Annotated in this window: 25 protein-coding genes, 1 pseudogene and 1 other annotated feature; of the genes and pseudogenes, 16 read left to right on the top strand and 10 right to left on the bottom strand. The window is 46.2% G+C overall.

What is annotated here, in order from left to right; genetic code table 11:
- The first annotated feature begins 228 nt into the window (after nt 1-228).
- Both lipA and MHH25_RS25375 read left to right on the top strand, forming a co-directional pair.
- Nucleotides 229-1,128, top strand: a complete 900-nt coding sequence (gene lipA / locus MHH25_RS25380; RefSeq protein WP_340018474.1) for a lipoyl synthase — start codon at nt 229-231, stop codon at nt 1,126-1,128.
- Nucleotides 1,129-1,142: 14 nt separating this feature from the next.
- Entirely contained in the window at nt 1,143-1,562 is a 420-nt protein-coding gene (locus MHH25_RS25375; protein ID WP_340018473.1) for a YutD family protein, read from the top strand.
- 28 nt (nt 1,563-1,590) lie between these two features.
- Here MHH25_RS25375 and MHH25_RS25370 read toward each other — a convergent pair whose 3' ends face one another.
- Both MHH25_RS25370 and ylbJ read right to left on the bottom strand, forming a co-directional pair.
- A complete protein-coding gene (locus MHH25_RS25370; RefSeq protein WP_036673293.1) occupies nt 1,591-2,394 on the bottom strand; it encodes an NAD kinase in 804 nt (267 codons plus the stop codon).
- A 104-nt stretch (nt 2,395-2,498) separates the two neighbouring features.
- Nucleotides 2,499-3,752 carry a sporulation integral membrane protein YlbJ gene (ylbJ, locus tag MHH25_RS25365; RefSeq protein WP_127548164.1) on the bottom strand — a complete coding sequence of 418 codons (1,254 nt, stop codon included), beginning with the start codon at nt 3,750-3,752 and terminating at the stop codon, nt 2,499-2,501.
- 152 nt (nt 3,753-3,904) lie between these two features.
- Here ylbJ and MHH25_RS25360 point away from each other — a divergent pair, with 152 nt between their 5' ends.
- The 3 genes from MHH25_RS25360 to MHH25_RS25350 all read left to right on the top strand — a co-directional run bounded on the left by MHH25_RS25360 (nt 3,905) and on the right by MHH25_RS25350 (nt 5,466).
- The gene (locus MHH25_RS25360) at nt 3,905-4,069 is read left to right on the top strand and encodes a hypothetical protein (protein ID WP_155984997.1); all 165 of its coding nucleotides are present in this window, start codon (nt 3,905-3,907) and stop codon (nt 4,067-4,069) included.
- A gap of 244 nt (nt 4,070-4,313) precedes the next feature.
- Nucleotides 4,314-4,691 (top strand): globin, encoded by a 378-nt coding sequence (locus tag MHH25_RS25355; RefSeq protein ID WP_076254602.1) that lies wholly within the window; start codon nt 4,314-4,316, stop codon nt 4,689-4,691.
- A 43-nt stretch (nt 4,692-4,734) separates the two neighbouring features.
- Nucleotides 4,735-5,466 (top strand): DUF2225 domain-containing protein, encoded by a 732-nt coding sequence (locus tag MHH25_RS25350; protein WP_036605724.1) that lies wholly within the window; start codon nt 4,735-4,737, stop codon nt 5,464-5,466.
- Between the two features lie 12 nt (nt 5,467-5,478).
- Here MHH25_RS25350 and MHH25_RS25345 read toward each other — a convergent pair whose 3' ends face one another.
- Nucleotides 5,479-5,712, bottom strand: coding sequence for a hypothetical protein (locus tag MHH25_RS25345; protein WP_017692378.1), 234 nt, complete (start codon nt 5,710-5,712; stop codon nt 5,479-5,481).
- Nucleotides 5,709-5,879, bottom strand: a complete 171-nt coding sequence (locus tag MHH25_RS25340; RefSeq protein WP_074096390.1) for a YycC family protein — start codon at nt 5,877-5,879, stop codon at nt 5,709-5,711. Before MHH25_RS25340 ends, MHH25_RS25345 begins: the two co-directional genes overlap by 4 nt.
- Before the next feature lie 118 nt (nt 5,880-5,997).
- Between MHH25_RS25340 and MHH25_RS25335 the strand changes: the two genes are divergently transcribed.
- On the top strand, nt 5,998-7,797 hold the full coding sequence (locus MHH25_RS25335; protein ID WP_340018472.1) for a M3 family oligoendopeptidase: 1,800 nt from the start codon (nt 5,998-6,000) through the stop codon (nt 7,795-7,797).
- A gap of 289 nt (nt 7,798-8,086) precedes the next feature.
- Complete coding sequence (locus tag MHH25_RS25330; RefSeq protein ID WP_339185784.1) at nt 8,087-8,497, top strand: O-methyltransferase; 411 nt, start codon at nt 8,087-8,089, stop codon at nt 8,495-8,497.
- An 85-nt stretch (nt 8,498-8,582) separates the two neighbouring features.
- On the opposite strand, the gene MHH25_RS25325 is transcribed toward MHH25_RS25330, so the two are convergent.
- A complete protein-coding gene (locus MHH25_RS25325) occupies nt 8,583-8,816 on the bottom strand; it encodes an alpha/beta-type small acid-soluble spore protein (protein WP_047841310.1) in 234 nt (77 codons plus the stop codon).
- Between the two features lie 205 nt (nt 8,817-9,021).
- A pseudogene (locus tag MHH25_RS25320) lies at nt 9,022-9,971 on the bottom strand (aldose 1-epimerase).
- A 245-nt stretch (nt 9,972-10,216) separates the two neighbouring features.
- Nucleotides 10,217-10,485, top strand: a binding site (T-box leader).
- 74 nt (nt 10,486-10,559) lie between these two features.
- Between MHH25_RS25320 and trpS the strand changes: the two are divergent.
- Nucleotides 10,560-11,552, top strand: a complete 993-nt coding sequence (gene trpS, locus MHH25_RS25315; protein WP_339185786.1) for a tryptophan--tRNA ligase — start codon at nt 10,560-10,562, stop codon at nt 11,550-11,552.
- Between the two features lie 115 nt (nt 11,553-11,667).
- Here the strand turns inward: trpS and MHH25_RS25310 are convergent, their stop codons facing one another.
- Entirely contained in the window at nt 11,668-11,868 is a 201-nt protein-coding gene (locus MHH25_RS25310) for a hypothetical protein (RefSeq protein ID WP_017692385.1), read from the bottom strand.
- Between the two features lie 120 nt (nt 11,869-11,988).
- On the opposite strand from MHH25_RS25310, the gene MHH25_RS25305 reads away from it, so the two are divergent.
- Nucleotides 11,989-12,207: an alpha/beta-type small acid-soluble spore protein gene (locus MHH25_RS25305; RefSeq protein WP_017692386.1), complete on the top strand. Its 219-nt coding sequence runs from the start codon at nt 11,989-11,991 to the stop codon at nt 12,205-12,207.
- A 116-nt stretch (nt 12,208-12,323) separates the two neighbouring features.
- On the opposite strand, the gene MHH25_RS25300 is transcribed toward MHH25_RS25305, so the two are convergent.
- Entirely contained in the window at nt 12,324-13,304 is a 981-nt protein-coding gene (locus MHH25_RS25300; protein ID WP_340018471.1) for a metal-dependent hydrolase, read from the bottom strand.
- Nucleotides 13,305-13,739: 435 nt separating this feature from the next.
- Here MHH25_RS25300 and MHH25_RS25295 point away from each other — a divergent pair, with 435 nt between their 5' ends.
- Entirely contained in the window at nt 13,740-14,351 is a 612-nt protein-coding gene (locus MHH25_RS25295; RefSeq protein ID WP_307416169.1) for an SCO family protein, read from the top strand.
- Nucleotides 14,352-14,423: 72 nt separating this feature from the next.
- On the opposite strand, the gene MHH25_RS25290 is transcribed toward MHH25_RS25295, so the two are convergent.
- Together MHH25_RS25290 and MHH25_RS25285 are read right to left on the bottom strand one after the other, a co-directional pair.
- The gene (locus MHH25_RS25290; RefSeq protein WP_036605733.1) at nt 14,424-14,771 is read right to left on the bottom strand and encodes a toprim domain-containing protein; all 348 of its coding nucleotides are present in this window, start codon (nt 14,769-14,771) and stop codon (nt 14,424-14,426) included.
- A 485-nt stretch (nt 14,772-15,256) separates the two neighbouring features.
- Entirely contained in the window at nt 15,257-16,432 is a 1,176-nt protein-coding gene (locus tag MHH25_RS25285) for an MFS transporter (protein WP_340018470.1), read from the bottom strand.
- A 190-nt stretch (nt 16,433-16,622) separates the two neighbouring features.
- On the opposite strand from MHH25_RS25285, the gene MHH25_RS25280 reads away from it, so the two are divergent.
- The 6 genes from MHH25_RS25280 (at nt 16,623) to MHH25_RS25255 (ending at nt 24,826) form a co-directional block, all read left to right on the top strand.
- The gene (locus tag MHH25_RS25280) at nt 16,623-17,105 is read left to right on the top strand and encodes an ATPase (RefSeq protein WP_174806458.1); all 483 of its coding nucleotides are present in this window, start codon (nt 16,623-16,625) and stop codon (nt 17,103-17,105) included.
- Between the two features lie 18 nt (nt 17,106-17,123).
- Nucleotides 17,124-18,269, top strand: a complete 1,146-nt coding sequence (locus MHH25_RS25275; protein ID WP_211082955.1) for a transglutaminase domain-containing protein — start codon at nt 17,124-17,126, stop codon at nt 18,267-18,269.
- 105 nt (nt 18,270-18,374) lie between these two features.
- Nucleotides 18,375-20,411, top strand: a complete 2,037-nt coding sequence (locus MHH25_RS25270) for a penicillin-binding transpeptidase domain-containing protein (protein ID WP_047841307.1) — start codon at nt 18,375-18,377, stop codon at nt 20,409-20,411.
- A gap of 396 nt (nt 20,412-20,807) precedes the next feature.
- Nucleotides 20,808-22,754, top strand: coding sequence for a penicillin-binding protein 2 (locus tag MHH25_RS25265; protein ID WP_340020550.1), 1,947 nt, complete (start codon nt 20,808-20,810; stop codon nt 22,752-22,754).
- A gap of 275 nt (nt 22,755-23,029) precedes the next feature.
- The gene (locus MHH25_RS25260) at nt 23,030-23,974 is read left to right on the top strand and encodes a zinc ABC transporter substrate-binding protein (RefSeq protein WP_340020549.1); all 945 of its coding nucleotides are present in this window, start codon (nt 23,030-23,032) and stop codon (nt 23,972-23,974) included.
- Between the two features lie 30 nt (nt 23,975-24,004).
- Nucleotides 24,005-24,826: a metal ABC transporter ATP-binding protein gene (locus MHH25_RS25255; RefSeq protein WP_235193917.1), complete on the top strand. Its 822-nt coding sequence runs from the start codon at nt 24,005-24,007 to the stop codon at nt 24,824-24,826.

Below are 24,826 nucleotides of genomic sequence, written 5' to 3'. Positions count from 1 at the left end.
CTTTCCATTAGAATGATACAAGGTACCCGATGAACCAAGCTAAAGGTTAGCGTTCTTCAAAAGTTCTCATTTTATCCATGTAAGCTCTTGGGGGGGAATCCAATTATACAAATTATCCATATCGGGCATGAATGCACAAGATGTGACAAATGGGGGTTTTTCCAGCGCTTTCATGGTATAATATGTTCCGAGCAACAGCCTAACTTCAGTAGAAAGAAGGTTTATGCATTGGCTAAACGTGTTAAAGAACCGAAGCCGGATTGGATTCGGATCAAATTGACAACCGGCGATAACTATCAGGAAATGAAAACGATGATGCGTTCCAAAACGTTGCATACGGTATGTGAGGAAGCACGGTGTCCGAATATTTATGAATGCTGGGCCAATCGAACGGCCACTTTTATGATTTTGGGCGACATTTGCACAAGGGCATGCCGTTTTTGCGCGGTGAATACAGGCTTGCCAACGGAGCTTGATTTGCAGGAACCAGAACGTGTGGCGGAAGCAGCAGAGCAGATGAATCTGCAACACTGCGTAATTACAAGTGTAGCCCGTGATGACCTGAAGGATGGGGGAGCTACGATTTTTGCAGAGACCGTGAAGGCCGTAAGACGACGGTTGCCATTGTGTAGCGTTGAAGTACTCATTCCAGACTTTCTGGGTGATCGGGAATCTTTGCAGATTGTAATGGATGCCAAACCGGACATTTTGAATCACAATATTGAGACGGTTGAGCGGTTGTCAGACAAAGTGCGTGCCAAGGCAAAATATAAACGTTCACTGGAATTGCTTGCTCGTGCCAAAGAAATGCAACCTAACATCCCTACGAAATCAAGCATTATGCTTGGTGTAGGTGAGGAATATAATGAAATTTTATCAACAATGGATGATCTTCGTGCGGTGAACTGTGATATTATGACGATTGGTCAATATTTGCAGCCATCGGAGAAACATCTGTATGTTGAAAAGTATTATCCGCCAGAGGAGTTTGCTACATTGAAACAGGAAGGATTAAAACGTGGGTTCAGCCACGTCGAATCCGGCCCGATGGTACGCAGCTCCTACCATGCGCATGAACAGGTGAAATCGGCTACCAAACATGCTGAACAGGCGGCAACACACGCGTGATGGAGGATACCGGATTGGAAGAAGAAAAAATCACAGAACAGATTCAGGACCAACTTCAGGATCAGATCCAGGAGCCGGTTCAGGAATCAGTTGTTGAATCGGTTGAGGAAAAGCCCAAAGAACCGGTCATTGTACAGATCGGCGGCAAAAATTATGAAATCGTCCAGAACCACAAAGAGGGCTGGAATCCAGAGGTTTTCCGTGATCGTTACAGTGAAGTGCTGGAGCGTTATGATTATATTATCGGAGACTGGGGTTATAACCAGTTGAGGTTAAAAGGTTTTTACCGTGATAACCATCCAAAAGCAACGAAGGATTCCACGATTGCCAGTATGGTGGATTATATCAATGAATATTGTAACTTTGGCTGTGCGTACTTTGTGCTTCAGAAGAGCAAGGATCAACCTCAAGCCAAAGCAAAAAGCGGTTCCTGAGAAGGACCGCTTTTTTGGTGTGTTTATTTTAGTCAAGAAATGCCGTGCGAACCCGGTTCCAAAATGGATAAGGGCGGAAACGTGCGAAACTGACCTTGTGACTGGATACCTGACAACGGACGGAGATCAGATCCTCCACCATCACATTCACATGATCAATCGTCATCAATAACCGCTGATCCTTGCGGGAGAAAATATCACAATGATGATGCTTGGGCAAAATAACCGGTGAACCAAGTGTACGATAGACCCGGTTATTAATCGATGCAATCTCCGCAATCTGAATCGCCTCGATGGTTGGATGAACCATGGCACCGCCAAGGGCCTTGTTGTATGCCGTGCTGCCTGATGGCGTGGATACACAGATGCCATCCCCACGGAACATCTCAAATGTCACATCGTTAATATCGACCTGGGCTACGACGGTACCGTCTACACCTTTTAACGTAAATTCATTAAGGGCGATGTAAGAGGAATTCCCCGACTTTTTACGAATCTCAAGCTCCAAGAGTGGGTATTGTACAATACGTGGTTTGAGACGCTCCGGATCTCCCTTGCCACTCATCAGCCTGACTAACTCCCGTAATTCTTCCTTCTTCCAATCGGCGTAAAAGCCGAGATGGCCTGTATGAACCCCAACAAAAGCAATATCCGGAATACGGTCGATGAAATTGTGAAATGCCTGTAGCATCGTACCATCGCCCCCGATGGAGATAACAATCTCCGGCGATTCTGCATCCAGCTTGAACCCTTCTTCCTTCGCCAGCGCGTGAAACTGCTGACTGAGATCAATCGATAACTGGTCTCCGCGGTCTTGAACATAGTATCTCAAGATGAAAGCTCCTTTGTGGTCATTATACTACCGATGATAATCAATTCCGCGGAAGAACACAACGTTTGGGCGCATATTCAGTTAAATATAGATGAATCGTTCACTTATTTTTTGGTATGTCGTCTAGGCTTGAGAATGGAACTTAATATCGCAAGGAATAACAACAACACGATGAGGCTTACAAAAACAATCATTCCGGATAAGAAAATCAGTCCCCAGTCCGGTGTATACGTTGATAACGATGGGATGAAACCGGGCTCCATGAGAACGGGTGAAGAGGAACGTCCCATCATGGGTGTCCACAAGAGCAGGACCAGCACAGGTGCGATTAGCGCATGAATGGCTCTGGCAAATAGAAAGGGACCATATCTCATGGGTGTGTTGCTAAGGACACTCATAATCTGTGCATGGACGGATAATCCGCCCCAGGAGAGAACAAAGGCTGCTGCTGCTACTTTATAGACGAGAGGGATGGATGCCCCGGCACTCCCAGCCTCTTTGTTCCCCAGCGTTACTTCAAATAGTCCACCGACCAAGCTAGGAGATAAAGATGGAGGCAGTCCGCTATGTCGTAACAATTGCTCGGTTATGCCGTATAATCCGCCAAGCCAACCGGTCTGGACAAGCAGCTCCATCATGACCGAGAAGAATACAACCAGCCCTCCTACGATAATAATAAGGCGAAGGGATGAGGAGACTGCCTGGCGCAGCAGTTCACCAAATGCCCGTCCGTCAGCTTTTCTTGCTTCGTGCATCGCATAGATGGCCCGGACCAGTCTGTTTCTAGGTATCTCCTCCGATGGAGATCCAGAAGAACTGTCTGGGTGTGAGCCTTTGGCTGTACCCCCGTGAAAACGCATGAGCATACCCACCAGAAAAGCTGCAGCGTAATGGCTCGCAACCAATACTGGAGCAATGGCGACATTATGGAAGAACCCAACCGATACCGCTCCAATCATGAAGATCGGATCGGATGATGTAGTGAAGGCAACGAGCCGTTCTCCTTCTTCCCGGGTAACCAGCTTTTGTTCCCATAACTGAGCGGTCAGTTTCGCCCCTGTAGGATAACCGGATGCACAGCTCACGGCAAATACAAAACCACCGCTTCCGGGAACACGAAACAATGGACGCATCAGTGGATTCAGCAAGGTACCTAGAAAATGAACAATGCCAAAGCCGAGCAGCAGCTCGGACAGCACCAAAAAAGGAAAAAGGGAGGGAAACAATACGTCCCACCAGATGGACAGTCCACGTACACCTGCATGCCAGGTTTCCGCTGGATACAAGACCATTAACACACAAAGGATCAGGAGAGCGAGTGTGACCAGGACATGGGTGAGTCGTTGTGAAGCAGCCATGAATTCTTCTCCTTTATATTTGGAATGGTCAGTGTGCGGAAGTCTGTGATGTTATTGCCATCAATATATGAAAAAAAGTGGACAAACAGTACAAAATTATACGTAGAAAGCGCTTGCAAAAGTGGCTGTGTTTTTGAGTGATGTGTGCTAAAATGAGAAAAACGCCTGAACGTCACCTAATTGTCTCCAAGGTGGAATTCAATTCGGATGGAGTGATGATCATGAGTCTTGTCACCGGAATCCTGGTCTGTGCTTTTGTATATGTGATACGTGCCTCGCTGGTACGCTCTGAGGAAGAGGACTGGCGGAGTTATTAATGAAATATCTAGTGCGCCAACCCAAGCGGTTGGCGCTTTTTTTGTGTTATGTTTCGAATAAGGTCCTATATACAGATGGCAGGTTACATGTCCTGATGATTTCATGTTATATAGGACTTTTTGGTTTTTTTTGATAGAATGAAGATAAAGGCTTTTGTGGCCTGGATATTGTTACTGTTTTCACAATGTTCACGGAACGTGTAATATATGGCAAAATTCGACATCAGAAAGGGGAATCAGACGAATGAATCCCAGTTTGAGTATTTATGACAATCTTGGCGGTGAGAAAGGTGTTCGCGCGCTGGTCGAGGCTTTCTATCCGATCGTTCAGCAGAATGAGCAGCTGGCTCCGCTTTTCCCGGAAGATATTCAGCCGGTCATCGACAAGCAGTATATGTTTTTGTCTCAGTTTTTTGGAGGACCAGGGCTGTTTTCCGAGGCGTTTGGACATCCAATGATGCGTGCCCGTCATATGCATTTTGAAGTGACGGTTGAACGGGCTGAGGCGTGGCTGGCATGTATGGATCAAGCCTTAACACAGATTGGTGTGGAGGAGCCCTTGCATGCGTTTATCCTGCAGCGTTTATCCGGGCCTGCACATCATTTTGTGAATACACCGTAGATCCGAATATGATTACAAGCGTACGGGAGAGGGATGGAAGAGATTGGAATTAGAGCCGCTGTATAAGGTGAAAGTGACCTGCCATTATTGCGAAACCGAGTATGAAACCTCACGGGTAAGACCGAGTTTGAAAAGGCCCTACCGGACGGATTCGGATTTTTGTGCTTACTACAAGCTGGAGAATCCAGATTTTTATGTGGTTCGCATCTGTCCGCAGTGCGGGTTTGCCACGACGGAGAACGCAACGGAGCATTTAAATGATGCTCAGCGCAAGGCATTTAAGGAACAGATCGGTAACCGCTGGGTTAAACGTGATTATAGCGGAGCACGAACACTGGAACAGGCGCTGGCTACGTACAAGCTTGCCTTGCTGTGCGCACAGGTTATCCGGGAGAAAGATCGTGTCGTCGCTGGTCTGTTGCATCATATAGCTTGGTTGTATCGTTATATGGAGGACCATGCACAGGAACATCGTTTTCTTGAATTTAGCCTGGAAGCCTATGTGAAGGTGTTCGAACGTGAAGGAACGGGTGGCAATGAAGCCAAACTGTTGTATTTGCTCGGGGAATTGAACCGCAGGGTAGGCCGGTTTAATGAAGCAGTGCAATGGTTCAGCAAGGTCATTCATGACAAGCGGATCACAGATGCGGCCATGATTCGTGCTTCAAGGGAACAGTGGGCCGTGCTGCGTGAGCAGATGATTTCAAGTAAGTTGGAACTCCCTGAAGAGATGCTGGAAACAGACAAAGAGGCTGCAAAGCGCAGCCCCCTCTAGGTTGATCTTACATTAGTTACGGACAGGACGGCTGGATAACAAATAGTCACTGTCGTTGTCGATCACGGTCATGCTTGTATTACAGCAGGGAAAGACCAGTAATTTCTTTTTGCCTTCGCGAATGAGCACAAGCTCTTTGGGTTTGAGGGGGAGCAGCACGTTGCTTGCGTGACAGTAGGGACATTGCTGTACATAGATGTCTCCCATCACAATATCGTAAGGCCAGCTGTTCTCAAACGGAATCATTCTTGTTCGCCTTCTGGTGCGGAAGGTTTGGAGGTTTCTTGTTTGGCGAGTTCCGCAATCTTCTGCATCAGGATATGTTGGGGCATGTGCATCAGGTGCTCCAAAGGTACGCCCAGGGATTCTGCTAATTTGACGGCTGTATCAGCCGATACTTGTAAAGGTTTCATACGTTTACCTCCTGAAAGTTGCTATAAGTATTTCTCTAGTATAGAGATATGGCTGACAGAAAACCAGTTTTTAATTCAATCCTAACCATCCAATTTATAGAGAGAGGTGCCTTATTAAATGAAAACGCCATTACACCCCGTATGGGACCTGGAGTCCATTTTTAGTGGAGGTTCTTCCTCCGAGACATTTGCTGCGTATCTGATTGAACTGGAAGAGGATGTACGTAAACTGCAACATCTGTTGAACGAAACAGATGCACCGACTTCATTAGAAGAGACGGCTGCATTTGATCCGATTTTGGAACTACTGCAAAGCTGTTATATCCGCATATCGGAAGGATCTGCGTTTGTATCCTGCCTCTCATCGCAAAACCAGAAGGACAAAAAGGCAACGCAGCTTCAAGGCGCCATCAGTTCCCTTGGTGCGATGCTGAACGGCAGCAAATCGAAGTTTGATAATACACTCAGTCAGACATCGGATTCGGTGTGGGACGCTTGGATTGCTCGGGAAGATATTCAGCTGCTGGCATTTGTACTGAACGAGAGTCGCACGCTGGCTCGTGAGAAGCTGTCGCCTGAACTGGAAGGCCTTGCACTGGATCTGGGTGTGGATGGTTACCATGGTTGGGGCAAATTCTACAACACGATTGTCAGCAAGGTGAACATTCCATTTGAGCAAGATGGGGAAACGGTGATGCTCTCCGCAGGACAGGCTGCCAACAAGCTGAGCGATAGTGATCGGAATGTACGCGAGACGGTATTCGCAAACTGGGAGCAGGCTTGGACCGATGTCGAAGATTTCTGTGCTGACACGCTGAATCACCTCGCGGGATTCCGTCTAAAGTTATATGAGAAACGTGGCTGGGATGATATCCTCAAAGAACCTCTGGCCATCAACCGGATGTCACGTCAGACACTGGATACGATGTGGGATGTGATTAACGGTGCCAAACCTGCGCTTGTTCAATATCTGGAGCGCAAGGCAGAACTGCTGGGGGTAGACAAGCTCAGCTGGAGCGACGTAGATGCACCTGTAGGTAAATCAAGTGGCAAAATCACTTACGATGAGGCAGCCATCAATATTGTTGAACAGTTTGCCAAGTTCAGTCCTAAACTTTCCACGTTTGCAGAGATGGCTTTTGAGAAACGCTGGATCGAAGCAGAAGACCGTCCTGGCAAACGTCCAGGCGGATTCTGTACGTCTTTGCCACTTAGCAAAGCAACCCGGATTTTCATGACCTTCTCCGGGACACCATCTAATGTGTCGACTCTTGCGCATGAACTTGGGCATGGATATCATCAACACATTATGGAAGAGTTGCCTGCATTGAATCAACGTTATGCGATGAATGTGGCTGAGACAGCGTCCACATTTGCTGAACTGATTGTAGCAGATGCCCTGGTGCAGGCGGCAACAGATGAGCAAGAGAAGCTGGCTTTGCTGGAAGACAAGATACAGCGAAGTGTGGCTTTCTTTATGAACATCCATGCCCGGTTCCTGTTTGAGAATCGTTTCTACGAACAACGCAAAAAAGGCTTGGTCAACGCGGATGAATTATCCAAATTAATGGTGGAGGCGCAGCAGGAAGCGTTCTGCGGTGTGCTTGCATCAGATCATCCTCATTTCTGGGCATCCAAACTGCATTTCTATCTGACAGGTGTGCCATTCTATAATTTCCCATACACGTTCGGTTATATGTTCAGTGCGGGAATCTATGCAAGAGCGCAGCAGGAAGGTACAGCATTTGCAGATAAATATGATGATTTGTTGCGGGATACAGGGCGTATGACGGTCGAAGAACTTGCTCAGAAACATCTGGGTACGGACCTGACACAACCGGAATTCTGGCAAAATGCTGCGGACTTGGTTATTGCCGATATTGAGCAGTTTCTGCAGATGACAGCAACCGAAAAATAAGTTGAATAGAATAGGTTGAATATATATGAAAAGGCTGCAAATCCGTGTTAACAGACACAGGATTGCAGCCTTTTTTTTGTACAGAATCCTCATTTTTGATTATCGAAGATTTTGTCGTAATTAATTGAAAAAGCTCAGTTTAAGGGATCGGAATGGCAATTAATTGTGCAAATCATAGTTAGAAATACCCAACTTTTCCGTTCTTTGTTGAATGAGCACATATGATGTCATATAATGAGTCGTAAGTCCTTGATGTATAGGACTATAAGCATATAAGGAGAGTGTTAATATGAAAATTGATGAGCTTTCATTAGCGAGACAGTTGGATCTGGTATTCAAAGAACTTGATCATGAGTTGTCAGGGTTAGATTCAGGGGTAGTTTTTGTGCAAATACGAAACAACGTAATTGGGAAATTCGGTATTCGACATAATCCGATAGCTGGACGAGATGGGCAGATGGATATGGAGGAAGGGGGGCTAAACGAAACCCAGAGAACTTCTTTCCGGGCAATGGCACTGGAGACGTTGAAATTCAAACGTAATTGGACGCATGGCGAAATATCGTACGACTTCACAGTAAGACAAGGTATGATGTTGGTAGATGCAACGATGGAGTCTAATTACAATATGGCGAGCCTGATGATTCGTTACCCTAGAACCAATACATACAAGGATTCAGATATGGAGTCGACCTCCTAATTAGTTGCACAAGAGAAAGCGGCACTTCTGAAGAAGGCCGCTTTTACTTTTGGATTCTGCTTAGGCTCAAGCAATAATTACGAGCTTACGAACGACCCGATAATTGCTGCTCAGCGATTTGCACCAGACGTTTAGTGATGTATCCACCCAGAGAACCTGTCTCACGGGAAGTATAGTTACCGTAGTAACCATCTTGTGGAATAGTTACACCCAGCTCTTGAGCAGCTTCAATTTTCAATTGTTGCAATGCTGCTGTTGCTTGGGGAACGACCAGGTTGTTGGAGCGGCTACCGCTACCTTGGTTTTGACTTCCGTACATATGTGTCACCTCCTTATGGGTTGGTGATGTTAGTATGGTTAGAGAATACGGAAATATACATGATATGGCGTAAGGGAAAATATGGATAAATATCAGTGCACAGGACACATAAAAAAGCCGACCCAATGCGGGTCGGCAAGTTGTATTTGGATATCAAAATATAGGGTGATATGCGTAAAAGCAAAGTAGAGCATGATCAGCTCGCTTAGTCTGTAGGAGGTATAACCTCAATACGTGTAAATAACTCAACAGGCTGTTCCGGTTCCAAGCGAATCAACCCGGTTTGTTCATCCGATAAAGCCAAATTAGGTGCATCCGGGAGCCAAGTGTACGGTTCAATGCACAAGAACTGATCGGATTCACCTTTGGTGAAGAGAACCCAATGTTTGAAAAATGTTTCATCTGCTGAATATTTCAATGTATACCCATCTTGCCTGCGTAAGTAAGCCGTAGCCGGTTCACCTTCGGTAGCTTTCAACAGGGTATCCCAGTTACGTCCCTGCAAATTGATGCCTTCGTTCAGAGCAGACCATTCACCCAGGGATTCCAGTTCACCTGTCGGTAGTTGTTCTTCATTCTGTCCGTATATTCCGGAAACAGGCAGTTGCAGTGTCCAGTCGGCAGGTTTGCCGTCTAACAAAAACCATGTATGATATCCCATCCCAAAAGGAGCAGGTGTTGAGCTCAGATTGGTGACTCGCAGACGCTGGCTAAATACAGCGTTTTGCAGACTGAACGTCATCTCAAGTTTTAGGGGAATCGGGAATTGGGCCATCCAATGCTCTTCATTTTCGGTCAGTAATTCAGTCGTAATTGCACAGCCGTCTTCATCTTCCTCAATGTCACTGACACACCAGGATTGGGTACGGTGGAGACCGTGAATATGGTTGTCATTCGCCGTGTTCTGATCAAACTGGTAACGAACGCCTTCATATTCGAATTGTCCACGATGAATGCGCCCTGGTGGAATCAGGAGAGGAACGCCAAAATGGTACGGCTTCTGCAGATAAAAGGCAAGATCGTCTTCATCCGGACGGCGGACGACATCTCTGTCCTGCACTAAATCGCGAATAGAAATAATATTATTTCCAATTCACGGCTATGTAGGATATACGTGTCGTAACCATTCCATTGGCCTTTGGTCACTTGTTTCATATCGATGCTCCTTTTCCCACTTGAAATCTGTCTGCAAGCAGTTGTGATGAAGCTACTGCTGCAGGCGTGTCGTTGTGTACATGCCAGCTATTTCCTGCGCTATTTCGTGTGAAGCAGGCAACAGGATAAGCAATTCCATCATAACAGATTTTGATGTCTCGGGTAAAAAAGTTCAACTCATTTTGACATTCACGCCTGTGCGCATTAAGATGGAACTCTGAAAGCATTTATTAGAATTAAATGACATGAAATCGATGACAGGGATAAGTAGGCCAAGAGAATCCTCTCCAGAAAGCCGGTGGTTGATGTGAACCGGTGTGAGCTCTTTACCGAATGGACCCTTGAGTGTAGGTTTGAACAGGTTAAGCCAGAGATGGGCTTGCCCCACTAGAGTCTGCCGTATAATCCACGTTACGGAACAATGAAGGCATTTCTTCAGCTTGACTTGATTTCAGGGTCAGGAGCAATCGAAGAAAAGCGAATAAGGGTGGCACCACGGTCTCACGTCCCTTGCGGATGTGGGGCCTTTTTGCGTTCGCAGAGAATGGCAGGAGTTTTTTATATACAATCAGGGAGGCGTTATGTGTAATGAAAACAGTACTTTCAGGTATTCAGCCAAGCGGTAAGCTCACATTGGGCAACTATATTGGTGCAATCAAAAATTTTGTAAAACTCCAGCATGACTATCAATGTCATTTCATGGTGGTTGATCTTCACGCCATCACCGTGGCTCAGGAGCCAGCAGCATTGCGTGAACAGTCTGAAGCGGTAGCCGCACTGTTTATTGCAGCAGGTATTGATCCGTCGAAATCTAACGTATTTCTGCAATCCCATGTACCGCAGCACGCGGAATTGGGCTGGTTGATGACAACGCTGACCTCCATGGGTGAGCTTGAACGCATGACTCAGTTTAAGGATAAATCATCCGGTAAAGATTCCGTTGGTGCCGGACTGTTTGTGTATCCATCATTAATGGCGGCTGATATTTTGTTATACAATGCTGACCTTGTACCAGTAGGTGAGGACCAGAAGCAGCATCTGGAACTGACACGTGATCTGGCAGGACGTTTTAACCACCGTTATGGGGAGTACTTCACCATTCCAGATCCGTATATTCCGCAGGTGGGTGCACGGGTAATGTCACTTGATGATGCCTCTTCGAAAATGAGCAAAAGTAACCCTAACGCTGGCAGCTATATTGCCCTGCTGGATCCGCCGGATGTGATTCGCAAAAAAATCAGCCGTGCCACTACAGATTCGGGACGTGAAGTCGTATATGATCCGGCAAACAAACCGGAAGTCAGCAATCTGATGAGTATTTATGCTGAATGTGCAGGTATAACACTTAAGGAAGTAGCTGAGCGTTATGAAGGCAAGATGTATGGTCCGTTCAAAAAGGAACTGGCTGAAGTGGTTGTATCTGTGATTGAACCGCTGCAACAACGATATAATGAGATTCGTGAGTCTGGCGAATTGGCGGATGTTCTGGATACGTCAGCCCGTCGTGCAGAAGAAGTTGCTGCTCAAACGTTGGATGCAGTGAAAGAACGTATGGGATTTGTTCCGAGACGTAAACAGTAGTCGTGAACAAAGATCTTCATTTCATGCAATGAATAGTTAACACAAATAAAGAGGAGCCCTATTGAAGGACTCCTCTTTATTCATGCGTTCATTATTGAACTATCAAATGACCTGCTCAAGAAGTGGGCTCTGAAGCAGCCGAGCGAACTTCCTGACGTTCTTTTTTGGCGCGAATCACAAATCCCCAGCCAATGTTGGCAATGGACAGGACAAACAGTAGTGCAGCAAACCAACCGGAGTAGGAGATCATAATTGCTGAAACCGTTAACAAGATAATCGAAGAGAATGCGAACCATAAAGACAAGCCTTTACTCATTGGGAAAAACCTCCATCTACAAATTTAGTAAAACTCCGTATAACCTGTAGCCTACGAGCCATAATAATCTTGCAAGCTTGCAATTACATTACAGACACAGATTGAAGGGAGATTATAAATATGGCTCAAGGATCTCGTTCTAACAACTTGGTGGTACCTCAGGCAAATTCAGCACTGCAACAATTGAAAATCGAGGCTGCACAGGAACTGGGTGTAACTATCCCACAAGACGGTTACTATGGTAACTACACTTCCCGTGAAACAGGATCTTTGGGTGGATATATCACCAAACGTCTGGTACAAATCGCTGAGCAGTCTCTGGCTGGGTCTGGCAAATAATTTATTTTAACCAACAGCAACAAAACAGGATAAACGGAAAGCCCGGAGCGGAAACGCTCCGGGCTTTCTCGCGTATCAGTTCCTATGTCTGATTGTGCCTTGCCATGCTCACTTCGTCAAGGGCGTGCAGATAAAAGTTTTTTATCCATTTTCTCATCGCTTAACCAGCCTACATACGTATCAATAGTTTCAAAATTCCGATCCATCACAATCACAGCGACAAATGGATATTGTTTCCGGTGTCGATAACGTACATCTGCCCAACGGACCTTGTAACCGGCAGGCAGTTCTTCAACCTCTGCCACCGCATAGGAGGTGAAATAGAGGAAGGCACTGACTTCCGGTGATTTGCGTGAAGCAGCAACGGCCGCATGAGTAGAAGACGAAGCGTGCAGACTCCATACCAGATTAGAACCATCCATTTTACCGATCACATAACTGCCGTCCTCAACTCGTTTGACCACATGCCAGCGGTTCCAGGATATCGTTGGAATGACGATGTATCTTGCCTGCTCTGGGCTGTTGTCGAGACGTCTGACTTTTCTGACCGTTTGTGCACGAGCAATCGTTCGCCATATATAATATAAACCGGTCAAACTATACAACGTAACGAAGAGTGGTGCAGGGGCGATCAGATCAAAGGCCCATAACAGGATAGCTATGACATGTGTAGTGAATAGAAACGGATCAAAAATATGAATGATGTTCCAGGCGATCCAGCGTTCCGTAAAAGGCCGAGCGGCTTGGGTTCCATAGGTGTTGAACAGATCGGTGAATACGTGAAAGCCTACTGCCACAGCGGTCCAGGTGGCAACGTGTCCAATAGGGACACCAGGGAATATCAGTGCAATGACGCCGGTGATGAGCAAAACCCATAACAGGAGAAATGGCAGAGAGTGTGACAAGCCCCGATGATTACGAATGTAAAGCGAATTGCTTTTGAGACGCAACGCAGTATCGATGTCAGGGGCCTGGGAACCGGCGATCGTGCCAACCATTACCGCAGCTGCAAGCATGGGACTCGCCGCGACGACAGGATCGACATAAGCCAGACCAGCTAGACCAATCCCCATGACAAAATGTGTAGAGGTATCCATAAACGTCTCCTTTGTTTGGTATATCGTTCTAAGGCATATTACTTCTCTATCTAGGTGATACCCATATATAGTGTATAATATCCGTTTGTCAGGATGCAAAACATCCCTAATTTCAAATTTATTACAATTTTCTGTTCCATACCCAATAAATGTACGTAGTTTGTCAAACTATTTTGGCATTTCCTATGATAAACTTTATATCGGATACAGTGAGAAAATCGCCAGAGAACGTACGATACTATTCGAATGATATACAATGCTAAAATAATTTATGGGCATTGTTCCTTTAAACCGTTACAATAATATAGAATCTTATAAAAAGTAGGTTTCTTTGAATACATATGTCACAGTAGATGGATAAAGCGAAACAAACGTGATTTTGGATTCACATATGTATGCGTATTCATAAGAGGAAATACAGAAGGGACGAGGAAGATGCTGAAAAAGTATAAATGGACATGGATGCTGCTCGGGCTCGCACTGATTATGGCTGTGTATCTGATGTGGGGCACCGTATTTGCCAGTAAGGAAAAATTACCCGAGATTCGTGAAATCCAATCCTTTTCCATGGAAAATGTAGATGGCAGTACAGTATCGCTGGAGGATACGCAAGGGAAAGTCCGCTTGTTCTACTTTTATTTCACCAGTTGTCCGGATGTCTGCCCTATTACGACCTTTACGTTATCCCAGGTGCAGGATCTGTTGAAAGAGGACGATACCTTTGGTAAAGATGTCTCATTTGTATCTATTTCATTCGACCCGAAAGTCGATACAAGAGAGAAGATTAAGACGTTTGCGGACCGCTTCCACGCGGATTATTCCGGATGGTACTTCTTGCGAGGGGATATGGACAAAACCAAACAGTTGGCCAGGGAATCATTTCAGATCCTGATCGATGGGGAGAGTAAGGACGATTTTGCCCATATGAATATGATTGGATTGGTGGATGAGAACAACCAGCTGCGCAAGGTATATAACGCATTTAATACAGAGGACGTTGTGCCAGCTGTCATTGCCGAGGATATTCGCAATCTGATCAACGAATAACATGATACTCATATTGTAAAGGCTGCCTTCTGGTTGGATATCAACCCAAAGGCAGCCTTTTGGTATTTCATTTTAATAGGAAGGATGTTCAGGGTATTGGATGTATGTCTCTAACCCGGCTTTCTCCAGCTGGGCAATGATATACTCATCAGGTGTTCCTTCCACACCCGCATATCCTCGTCGTGTATACATCTGTACTGCATCCGGGAAAGCATCCCGAAGTACACCTCTAATTTTTTTGCCGGAACTGTCATTATCCATAAATAAAAAGACTTCATCGTAACCGACTTGCTTGCGCAGGGTCTCCAACTTGAGGGAATTAAGTGTTCCAAACGTACATAGAATGTTGATTTCGGGTCCAACCAGACGTTTCAGTTTGCTTCGGTCATTCTTACCTTCCACAATGACATGAATAGGCATGATATTCACCTCTTGTTCGAGAGCTTATGTCGACATTCCCCGGGAAATGTTGCAGCGAAAATCGACTGATTATATAAAATGGACTCCTTTCTTTACACGACTGCTAACTGGATAGAACAACACATCAAGTTTGAGGTCTTATTTCATAAATGCATCATTAGGTCAGTAATAGCTTTAGTGGCCGTTCCGGTTACGGATCGTTCTTCCGATCGCTGTTGTCTCCATATATTTCTGATTTGCTTTTATTAAGTTAATATTTGGAGACAAAGGCGAACGCTACCGCTTCTTCAAAATCGATTCCGTCCCCTTCACTACTTTTGGCTAATTGTTCAACCTTAATGATCTTCAATAAGATAAAACCTTCGGTGATTGTAAAAGGTAGATTTCCCAGTTAGCTTTTATTAACGTGTAAAACGTTAGTCCATTTTATATAGTTTAGCTGTAAATGGGGGAATGATGCAAAGCTAATGAAAATACAGACCAGCCTAATTTAATATACTTTTCGGATCGGACAGGGAAGCTTCGCGTCTGGATGTATAGTATGGAAGCAGTAGCATACCAATCATTAACAAAAGAAACGCGATGAAATAGGGTGATAACCCGACACGAAGTTGCCCGGCTGTGATGGGGCCGATGAAAGAGCCGATGGAGGTGGCAATGGATTGCAACGAGAAAATGCGGCCCAACTTGCTTCCTCCGCTCAGACGGATAAATAGGGTTGCCATAGCTGGAAAGATGATGCCTTTGGACATCCCAAGTACAAATAATACAGTAGACAACGGAACTCGCGGAATGGCTGCCATCACAAAAAAACACAAGGACATTAACAGCACGCCCGCAACCAGACGCAGCTTGGGGGAATACCGGTTGAGGAATAACATGCTGAGTGTGAAGAGTGCCCCAATACTGATTATAGAGAACAGCAGTCCGGTAGACATGATGGACGATTGTCCTCCGCCCCGCAGGGGTAATTCGAAGAAGAGAATCCCTTGGGCACAGGCAATCACCAGAGGCAAGGCAAAGTATCGCCAGGACACCGGCAGGAATGCACTTGTGGCATCTGCTGGTGAAGCGTCAGGTTTAGCAGGTACCGTTACTTTCTCATGCTGTTTGACGATACCACGAGGCATGGTCATGAAAGCAATGACACCTGTGAGAATAAGCAGATAGCCCAATCCTGAGAATGTAGCAGAAAATCCCATGGAACCCACAATGATCGCACCGGCTGCTGGTGATACGACAGACGCGAGGGTATGCACTACCCCGTGACCAGACATATACTTCCCCTGTTTCACCGGATCGCTGGATAACTGTGCAAGCAGAGCGAGACATGCAGGAGACAGGAAGGCCAGTACAAAACCGCTGATGGAACGCAGCGCGAGCAGTTGCCATGGTGTCTGGACATAGGCTTGCAGGAGCAGGATGAATCCTGCACCGAGCAGACTGAATACAATGTAGCGGCGACTGCCATGTTTATCGATTTGTGTTCCAGCAATCAGATTGCCAGGAAGATGTGTTAAGGAATAGATGCCCATCATCCAGCCAATGAAAGTAGGGGCGGCTCCCAGCGAGATGGCAAAAGGGGTTAGAATGGGATACTGGGCGTGCAAATCAAATACGGCAAGGAACAAAAACAGGTATAGCCAGATGGCCGTTTTCACATAAGCCCCTCCTTGTTAAGCGATGCATGTTCAAACTACAGGTCTTGAACGTGTTCCCCGTTCGCCCGGCAGAACCTCATGGTACTACTTGTACGCCCGGCGGGACGAACTTAGACCGTTTATTTTTAAGGGAGAGGGCTTAGCTGACAGCAGCTTCGGAAATCATGTATAATATTCGGGAGTGTTACGAATGAATTCTAATACGGAAGGTGTAGTCATGAACATAGAAGTAATCAAAGAGTTTGTGATGCAGAACTGGCTGGTGATCGTGGTCGCATTGATCATATTGTTCTTTGTTCTGAATGTGGTCAAAACCGTATTGAAATGGGCGATTGCCATCATCATTATTGCGGCTCTACTGATATACAGCGGCATCTCCATCGATCAGATCAAACAGACAGTGACAGACGTACAATCCAGCACGATGGACACATTGAAGAAGGAAGCAACCAGCATGATGCTGAAGGAGGCTTCCAAAGCGAAATACGTCAAAGGACAGGATGGAGCGTTCACCATCACAAGTCCCAATGTGGAGATTAAGGGCAGAACTCAATCGGATAAAGTTGATGTGACCTTCCGCGGAATTTCACTTGGCGAATGGAAACTCGACAATGAAACTATACGTACGTTTGTCGAACAGGCACAGGAGAACAAAACAGCACCAGCATCGTAGTAAAGGGGGAATCGGTACGTGCTGCAGAATTGGCTGGACAGCCTGAAGGAATTGAATGGCATCACGATTATGCTGTTGCTGATTGTGGCTGCTTCATTATTGCAGGGTTGGTCCAGAGGGGCTTCGCGTTCAGCAGGCAGACTCTTTGGGTTCCTGATGGATGGCATTATGGCGGTCATTGGTATTCTGTTGTCGATCGGTTTAACGTTGTGGCTTGCGCCATATGTACAGCAGTGGCTGTCTGAGTATGCTTCAGCCATGCCTAATCGTGAGTTGAACCGATGGGAACAGATGTATTATACGTTGGTTACGGCGATTGCAGATTTTCCGCTGATGCGGTTCGCTGTATTATTTGTACTTAGCTATGGACTCATCCGACTGATTCTCGGGTTTCTCTCTTCATTTATTTTTAGCAGCAGGCAGAGGTCAGCCGAGGAAAGTGCGCCTAAAGGTATGTTTAGTCGGTTGACGGGTGCATTCATTGGCACGATCATAGGCTCCGTCCGCGGAATGATTGTCATTGCGGTGTTGTTCATGATTGTCAGTCTTTACCCTGGGAGCATGTTCAGCCGATATGTGGAAGCATCTCCGATCTATATGCAAGGGGCCAAATCGGTTATCGAACCGTTGTCTGGCACGTTTATCAAGGACAAGCTACCCGTATTTACGCAGGCTGTGCAGAAGGAACTGGGCGGCATCCTGCAACGCAAATATGAAGTTATCGACCACAATATTCCGACGGACATTGAATCTGCAGCGAGTGAGATTGTCAAAGGCCAATCGACAGATGAAGCCAAGGCAAGAGCGCTATACGACTGGGTAGGTTCACGTATTCAGTATGACTATGGTAAAGTGGATGACTATGAGCAAAAGGGCATATGGCATGAACAAAATCCACAGAATACATTTGATACACGCAAAGGCGTATGTATTGATTATGCCCGTCTTTACGCCGTGATGGCCCGTTCACAAGGACTTGAAGTCAAAGTTGTTACAGGACTTGGTTATAACGGCCAGGGAGGGTATGGTCCGCATGCGTGGAATGAGGTGTATTTGAGTGATTCCGAGAGCTGGGTTCCGCTTGACCCGACATGGGCGATCAGTGGAGACTGGTTTAATCCTCCGAATTTTGCCGACACCCATCTAAAGGATCAATCAGCTTAGCAATACAACGGACATGGGTCCGGAATATGACGACGTTGCCAGGTTATCATGCCGCGGAGAATCAGTTTGAGCGGTATGCATCAAGTCATGAAAGAGGTAGGATGGATGAAAAAACATTCCAATGAGAAGGATGAACTTACGGACAAACGGCGCTTCAGTTACCGAATGAACGTATTTTTCTTCGCTTCCTTTGTTATTTTTAGCGTTATTATTGTACGCTTGGCCTTTTTGCAATTCGTGGAAGGGCCTGAACTTAGCCAGGAAGAAGCAAGTAACATTACCAAGGATGTACCACTTCCTCCTGTGAGAGGCACGATCTATGATTCTACAGGTGAGGTGAAGTTGGCTTACTCCAAGCCCATTCAGTCTCTCTACCTGACACTGTATAAAAACTATGGGGATGTTGATGGGAAACCGAGTCCTAACATAGGGGAAGTGCAGGATATTGCAACCCGGTTGCATGATGTGTTTGAACAGTACAAGCTGAAGGACTCAGAGCCACTTACGGTGGAGAAAATTATTGAAGAGATGGACTTGAACTCCCGCAAAGCGAACGGTTTTATGCCACGTCTGATCAAGAGTGATCTGTCCGAGGAAGAAGTTGCTTATTTCCTACAGCACAAGGACGAGTTCAAAGGTATTCAGATCGTCGAGGAGAGTGTGCGATTCTACGATCCGGATACGGTAGCGGTTCAGACCATCGGTTATCTGAAGAAGTTCAGAAGTTCGAAGTCCTTGAACAAATACAAAGAGGTGGATGAGGCCAATAAAACGCAAACGGATCCGGGCCTGGTGTATACAGAGAATGAATTTGTAGGCTTTGATGGACTGGAACTGCAGTATCAGGATGCTCTCCGCGGCAAAAGCGGATATACATCCGTTGATGTTGATTTGCGTAATTTGCCTGAAGGTGTAGCAGGTTCTACCCCTCCGCAGAAAGGGTACGACCTGATTTCCAGCATTAACAAGAACGTTCAGGTAAAAACAGAACAGGCCATTCTGGATCAGTTGAGTTGGCTTCATCGGAATCAGGTTTCCGGTCGATTACATCCAAATGCCAAGACCGGATTTGCAGTTGCGATGGAAGTGGATACGGGGAAAATCGTATCTGCTGCTAGTATGCCAGATTATGATACCAACATCTGGAGAACAGGCAGTATCACAAATGATCAGTATGATGATATCAAATATGTGTATCAAAATGGTACGATTCGTTCATTCCCTCCGGATGACTCTAAAAAGCGAGCTGAATCGATCGTGCTACTCGGTTCCACCATCAAACCGCTTAGTGTCTTGATTGGTTTAAAAGAAGGTTTCTTCACTACCAATACGGTTTATTCGGATAGAGGTTCAACGACCTTTGGTGGGGACAATCGCAGAGTGCAGAACTCATCAGGGCATGTGTACGGTGCAATGTATCCTCGTGATGCGATTCGTCATTCCTCGAACGTATTCATGATTGATGAGATTGGGAAGAAGATGTACTCAAAATACGGCGCGACCGGAATTGACAAATGGGATGAATACATGAAGCAGTTCGGCCTTGGGGTATCTACAGGGGTTGATCTGCCGAATGAATTCCTGGGCATACGGGATTACATGAACGACACGGAAAGCTCGTTGACTCGTCTCGTGTATGGTTCCTTTGGACAGCAGGGAAAATACACAACCATGCAGTTAGCACAGTACACGACAATGCTGGCGAACAAAGGAAAGCGGATGGAGCCACAATTGGTTAGAGAGTTCCGGGATTCGGAAGGCAACGTGGTCGAGAAAGTAAAACCGAAGGTACTCAGCACGGTGGAGTTTAACGATGCCTACTGGAATGAAGTACAACGAGGCATGGCAACCGAGGTATCTGCATTTAGCGGATTCCCTTATGACTTTGCTAGAAAAACAGGAACATCGACACAGGTAGTAGGCGGTAAACTGGTGGATAACGGTGTATTTATCGCCTATGCACCACGTAATAATCCAAAGCTTGCTGTCGCTGTGGTTATCCCCGAAGGGGGCTTTGGATCGAGCAGTGCGGCTCCGGTTGCACGTGCGATCTTCGATGCCTATGACGAGGAATTCGGTCTCGACGGTGTACCGAAAAAGGACAAAAATAAAGATTCAGATTCGGAATCAGGCACACAGTAATGTGAGGCATTGGTTACAGAGGGGACTCTTCGTGGGTCCTCTTTTTTGTTTTTACGTGGAGAATGGATCGTAAGAGTGAACTAATTAGTTGCATTAATATGTAACCATATGAGCTGTACCACGTTTATATAAAGGAAGGGTAAACGCGATCTGGGGAACGGGATAACGTTGATATGTCAGTGTTTACATTAAAATCGGTAGATTAGGTAGTGTAACGGTTCTGTTTACGAAAATGTAACCAAATATTGAAAGACGTGACAGCTAACCTTTGGTAGACTTGGTTGAGAAAGGATTAAATATAGGATTGAACACGTTCACAAGACGGATTAAATATTTTATTTTTATAAAGGAACGGGAGAGGCTTATAACATGTTTAACCGATTGAGGAAGAAACCCATGACTGAGGAAGATACACCCGTCAACAAGCCTTCCACCGCAAGGCTGAATCTGTTTTTTTTCGCGGCATTTGTCATATTCAGTATCCTTATTTTCAGATTAGCCTTTGTGCAATTTGTGGAGGGTCCTGAACTGACGTATATGGAAACGAGTCGTAATACCAAAGACATTCCACTCGCACCTGTTCGTGGTCCCATCTATGATGCGACTGGGGAAGTCGCGCTGGCTTATTCCGAACCTGTACAGTCCCTGTATGTGCTGTTATATGAGGATTATCGGAATGATGAACGTAGACAGGAAGCAGAGGAACTGGCTCATGATCTGGCGGCTGTGTTTAAGCAGTTTAATCCAGGGGACAAAGAGCAGCCGGACGGGGAAGAGATCATCAAACGATTGGATCTGGATTACCAGAAAACGTTTGGGTATGTGCCGAGGCTTGTGAAATCGGATCTATCGACCAAAGAAATTGCTTTTTTCATGGAGAAAAAAGCAGATTATCCGGGCGTTATGGTGCTGGAAGAAAACATAAGAAAATATGACCCGGATGGTGTAGCCGTTCAGGTTGTGGGTTACACAAGAGAGTTCAAGCGAGCACCAGATTCCATTGCCAAATATAAGGCCATCCGTGAGGGGGCAAGTACCCAGCGTGATCCTGGTCTTGTGTACCATGAAGAAGAAAAGGTTGGCTTCGATGGGCTGGAGCTTCAATACCAGGAAGAACTCCGTGGACGAAGCGGATATCAGTCCATTGATATTGACGCACGTAATCTGCCAGATGGGACGATGTTACAAACACCACCGGAGAAAGGCTACAGTCTGGTCTCCACCATTAACAAGGAAATTCAGATGGCCGCACAAGAAGCAATAACGGACGAATTGCGCAGACTCCCTAAGGCAATTACCGGATACGCAGTAGCCATGGAAGTGGATACGGGGAATGTGGTGGCTATGGCGAGTATGCCGGATTATGATCCGAACGATTGGGATTATGACAAAATCAAATATGTGTTCCGTAATGGAACCACCGAGTCGTTCCCACCGAATGATGCCAAGCCTAGTCGCGCGGAATCCGTTATACTTCTTGGATCAGTAATCAAGCCGCTAAGTGTGCTGATTGGATTGAAAGAGGGATTATTTACAGCAGGACAGACTTATCACGATCAGGGATATGCTATCTTGGGGAAAGACGGACGACAAGTGAAGAACTCACATTCTGCGTATAATGGTTCTATCACGGCGAGAAGAGCGATCGAGAAATCCTCCAATGCGTTTATGATCGATATGGTAGGTAAACGTTTGTTAAGCAAATATGGCTCGGAAGGAATTGATATCTGGGACAAACACATGAAGGAATTTGGCTTGGGTGTGTCCACTGGTGTAGATCTGCCTAACGAATTTCTGGGTAGGCTAGAATATACTAATAAAGACGAATCAGCTCTAACACGTTTGGCATTTGCCTCATTTGGGCAACAAGCCAAGTACACTACGATGCAACTCGCACAATATACCACCATGCTTGCCAATAAGGGCAAGCGGATGGAACCACATCTGGTGAAGGAAATACGTGACGCGGACGGCAATGTGGTGAAAGAGATCAAACCTAAGGTGCTTAATGAAGTTGATTTTGCCGATGCGCACTGGAATGAAGTGCACAAAGGAATGGTTACCAAAGTAAGTGCATTTGACGGTTTCCCTTACGATTATGCTCGGAAAACAGGAACATCAGAGCAGGGAACCGGACCGAACAAAAAAGAGAATGGTGTATTTATTGCCTTTGCACCACGAGATAATCCGAAGCTTGCTGTCGCCGTTGTTGTACCTGAAGGTGGATTCGGGTCAGTCAGTGCTTCACCAATAGCACGGAAAATCTTCGATGCATATGATGAAGTGTATGGTCTCGATGGAACGCCAAAAGGTAAGAAAGACGAAGGGAAAGACAAAGAGTAATGTAAAAGAAACGAGGCAGATGTAGCGCTTTTACATCACATCTAACAGGTTAATGAAGTGAACAACATATGAATTTGGACAGGCAGGGGAAATAATCCCTTGCCTTTTTTTTTGGCTTCGGATAAAATTTGCACAAGGGAAACATTATTAGTCTTGATTAAAACTTAATACCTTGTACAACATTATTAGTCTTGATTAAAACTTAATACCTTGTACAACAAAATTAGATGTAGACAAGTATTTTAGGAGAGGGAAAGGGGACGGTTGAATTGTTAATGGTGAAAATGAGGAGTATTCAGAGGGGGTTCATCACGCTAGCGGCTCTGGTTCTGGTTGTTATACTTACGGCATGTTCCAGTGATGCAGAGACAAGCAGTGGTGGCAAGCTGCAAGTAACAGCTACAACGGGAATGATCGCTGACGTAGCACGTGAGGTAGGCGGGGCATATGTTGACGTTACCGGGCTAATGGGCCCGGGAGTTGATCCACACTTGTACAAGGCATCCCAAGGTGATATTCGCAAGCTGGAACAAGCAAAAGTCATTTTCTATAATGGACTGCATCTTGAAGGCAAAATGACAGACATTTTGGAGAAAATGTCCTCAAGCAAGCTGGTTACTGCTGTTACAGAGACTATTCCAGTCGAGGAGTTACACTCAGGCAAAGATACAGGCGGCACCGAATATGATCCACACGTCTGGTTTAACGTCAGCCACTGGATGCATGCGACAGAAGCCGTACGCGATACGCTCGTGGAGGCGGACCCGGACCATGCTGAAGAGTACAAGGCTCAGGCAGAGGCGTATCTGGCGAAGCTCGAAGTACTGGATGCCGAGGTGCGTGAGAAGATTCTGGAGATTCCGGAAGCAAGCCGGGTATTGGTTACGGCGCATGATGCATTTGGATATTTCGGTCAGGCATATGGCATGAAAGTGATGGGGCTTCAGGGCATCAGTACAGCAGCCGAATACGGAGCAAAAGATGTTAGCGAACTGCGGGATTATCTCGTAGATAACCATATCAAAGCAGTATTTGTTGAATCGAGTGTGCCTGCAAAAGCGATGGAAGCCATCATTGCCGGAGCAGCTCAAAAAGGACATACGGTCAGCATTGGCGGAGAACTGTTCTCGGATGCCATGGGGGCTGAGGGAACGGAAGAAGGCACATACATCGGTATGATTCGCCACAATGTTGAGACGATTGTAGAAGCACTGAAATAATGAATCACATGAAGAGAGGAGTACAGGATTATGGAAGATACAACTTTATTGAAACAAACTCCTACGAAACTGAACAACAGTCACTTGCAGGGAACGCAGCCAACATCGGCTCCTCTTAGTGTGAGGGATCTGGCTGTTGCGTATCACAAAAAGCCGGTGCTTAGCAGCGTATCCTTCGACATCCCTGAAGGACAACTCATCGGAATACTCGGACCGAATGGTGCAGGGAAATCGACCCTGATCAAAGCCGTTCTGGGACTAGTACCGAAGATGCATGGAGAGGTACGGATCTTCGGACAATCGTACAGGGAACAACGTCGCCGCATCGGTTATGTGCCCCAACGGGAATCGGTGGACTGGGATTTTCCAACGCATGCACTCGATGTAGTGATGATGGGACGGTATGGTCATCTAGGCTGGTTCCGTCGTCCGGGGAAAAAGGAGCGAGACCTGGCGGCACACTGCCTGGAGCAAGTCGGCATGGGTGATTACATGTACCGCCAGATCAGTCAGCTGTCCGGTGGACAGCAGCAACGTGTCTTTCTGGCGCGGGCACTCGTGCAAGACGCAGATCTGTATTTCATGGATGAGCCGTTTGCAGGTGTGGATGCCACCACAGAGAAAGCGATCATTTCGCTTTTGGAACAGTTGAAGAAACAAGGCAAGACGGTACTGGTCGTTCACCATGATCTGGCGACAGTCGAGGAATACTTCGACCATGTGCTGCTACTCAATGGACGACTGGTGGCAGGTGGACCGACAAGTGAAGTATTTGTACCGGATACACTGCAAGAGACGTACGGAGGCCGGATTGCGATGATCGGAAGCCGGACGGAGAAAGGCCAGGTGTAG

Source organism: Paenibacillus sp. FSL H3-0457, from assembly GCF_037981725.1.
GTDB classification, from domain to species: Bacteria; Bacillota; Bacilli; order Paenibacillales; family Paenibacillaceae; genus Paenibacillus; species Paenibacillus amylolyticus.
Note: the sequence above shows the minus strand (reverse complement) of the source record. Positions and strands in the feature narration are given on the sequence as shown.

Excerpts from the sequence above, each read along its gene's own strand:
- ylbJ (WP_127548164.1), bottom strand. The coding sequence starts at position 3,752 with ATGGCTGCTTCACAACGACTCACCCATGTCCTGGTCACACTCGCTCTC.
- MHH25_RS25360 (WP_155984997.1), top strand. The coding sequence starts at position 3,905 with ATGAGAAAAACGCCTGAACGTCACCTAATTGTCTCCAAGGTGGAATTC.
- MHH25_RS25355 (WP_076254602.1), top strand. The coding sequence starts at position 4,314 with ATGAATCCCAGTTTGAGTATTTATGACAATCTTGGCGGTGAGAAAGGT.
- MHH25_RS25345 (WP_017692378.1), bottom strand. The coding sequence starts at position 5,712 with ATGATTCCGTTTGAGAACAGCTGGCCTTACGATATTGTGATGGGAGAC.
- MHH25_RS25340 (WP_074096390.1), bottom strand. The coding sequence starts at position 5,879 with ATGAAACCTTTACAAGTATCGGCTGATACAGCCGTCAAATTAGCAGAA.
- MHH25_RS25335 (WP_340018472.1), top strand. The coding sequence starts at position 5,998 with ATGAAAACGCCATTACACCCCGTATGGGACCTGGAGTCCATTTTTAGT.
- MHH25_RS25330 (WP_339185784.1), top strand. The coding sequence starts at position 8,087 with ATGAAAATTGATGAGCTTTCATTAGCGAGACAGTTGGATCTGGTATTC.
- MHH25_RS25325 (WP_047841310.1), bottom strand. The coding sequence starts at position 8,816 with ATGTACGGAAGTCAAAACCAAGGTAGCGGTAGCCGCTCCAACAACCTG.
- trpS (WP_339185786.1), top strand. The coding sequence starts at position 10,560 with ATGAAAACAGTACTTTCAGGTATTCAGCCAAGCGGTAAGCTCACATTG.
- MHH25_RS25310 (WP_017692385.1), bottom strand. The coding sequence starts at position 11,868 with ATGAGTAAAGGCTTGTCTTTATGGTTCGCATTCTCTTCGATTATCTTG.
- MHH25_RS25305 (WP_017692386.1), top strand. The coding sequence starts at position 11,989 with ATGGCTCAAGGATCTCGTTCTAACAACTTGGTGGTACCTCAGGCAAAT.
- MHH25_RS25300 (WP_340018471.1), bottom strand. The coding sequence starts at position 13,304 with ATGGATACCTCTACACATTTTGTCATGGGGATTGGTCTAGCTGGTCTG.
- MHH25_RS25295 (WP_307416169.1), top strand. The coding sequence starts at position 13,740 with ATGCTGAAAAAGTATAAATGGACATGGATGCTGCTCGGGCTCGCACTG.
- MHH25_RS25290 (WP_036605733.1), bottom strand. The coding sequence starts at position 14,771 with ATGCCTATTCATGTCATTGTGGAAGGTAAGAATGACCGAAGCAAACTG.
- MHH25_RS25280 (WP_174806458.1), top strand. The coding sequence starts at position 16,623 with ATGAATTCTAATACGGAAGGTGTAGTCATGAACATAGAAGTAATCAAA.
- MHH25_RS25270 (WP_047841307.1), top strand. The coding sequence starts at position 18,375 with ATGAAAAAACATTCCAATGAGAAGGATGAACTTACGGACAAACGGCGC.
- MHH25_RS25265 (WP_340020550.1), top strand. The coding sequence starts at position 20,808 with ATGACTGAGGAAGATACACCCGTCAACAAGCCTTCCACCGCAAGGCTG.
- MHH25_RS25260 (WP_340020549.1), top strand. The coding sequence starts at position 23,030 with ATGGTGAAAATGAGGAGTATTCAGAGGGGGTTCATCACGCTAGCGGCT.
- MHH25_RS25255 (WP_235193917.1), top strand. The coding sequence starts at position 24,005 with ATGGAAGATACAACTTTATTGAAACAAACTCCTACGAAACTGAACAAC.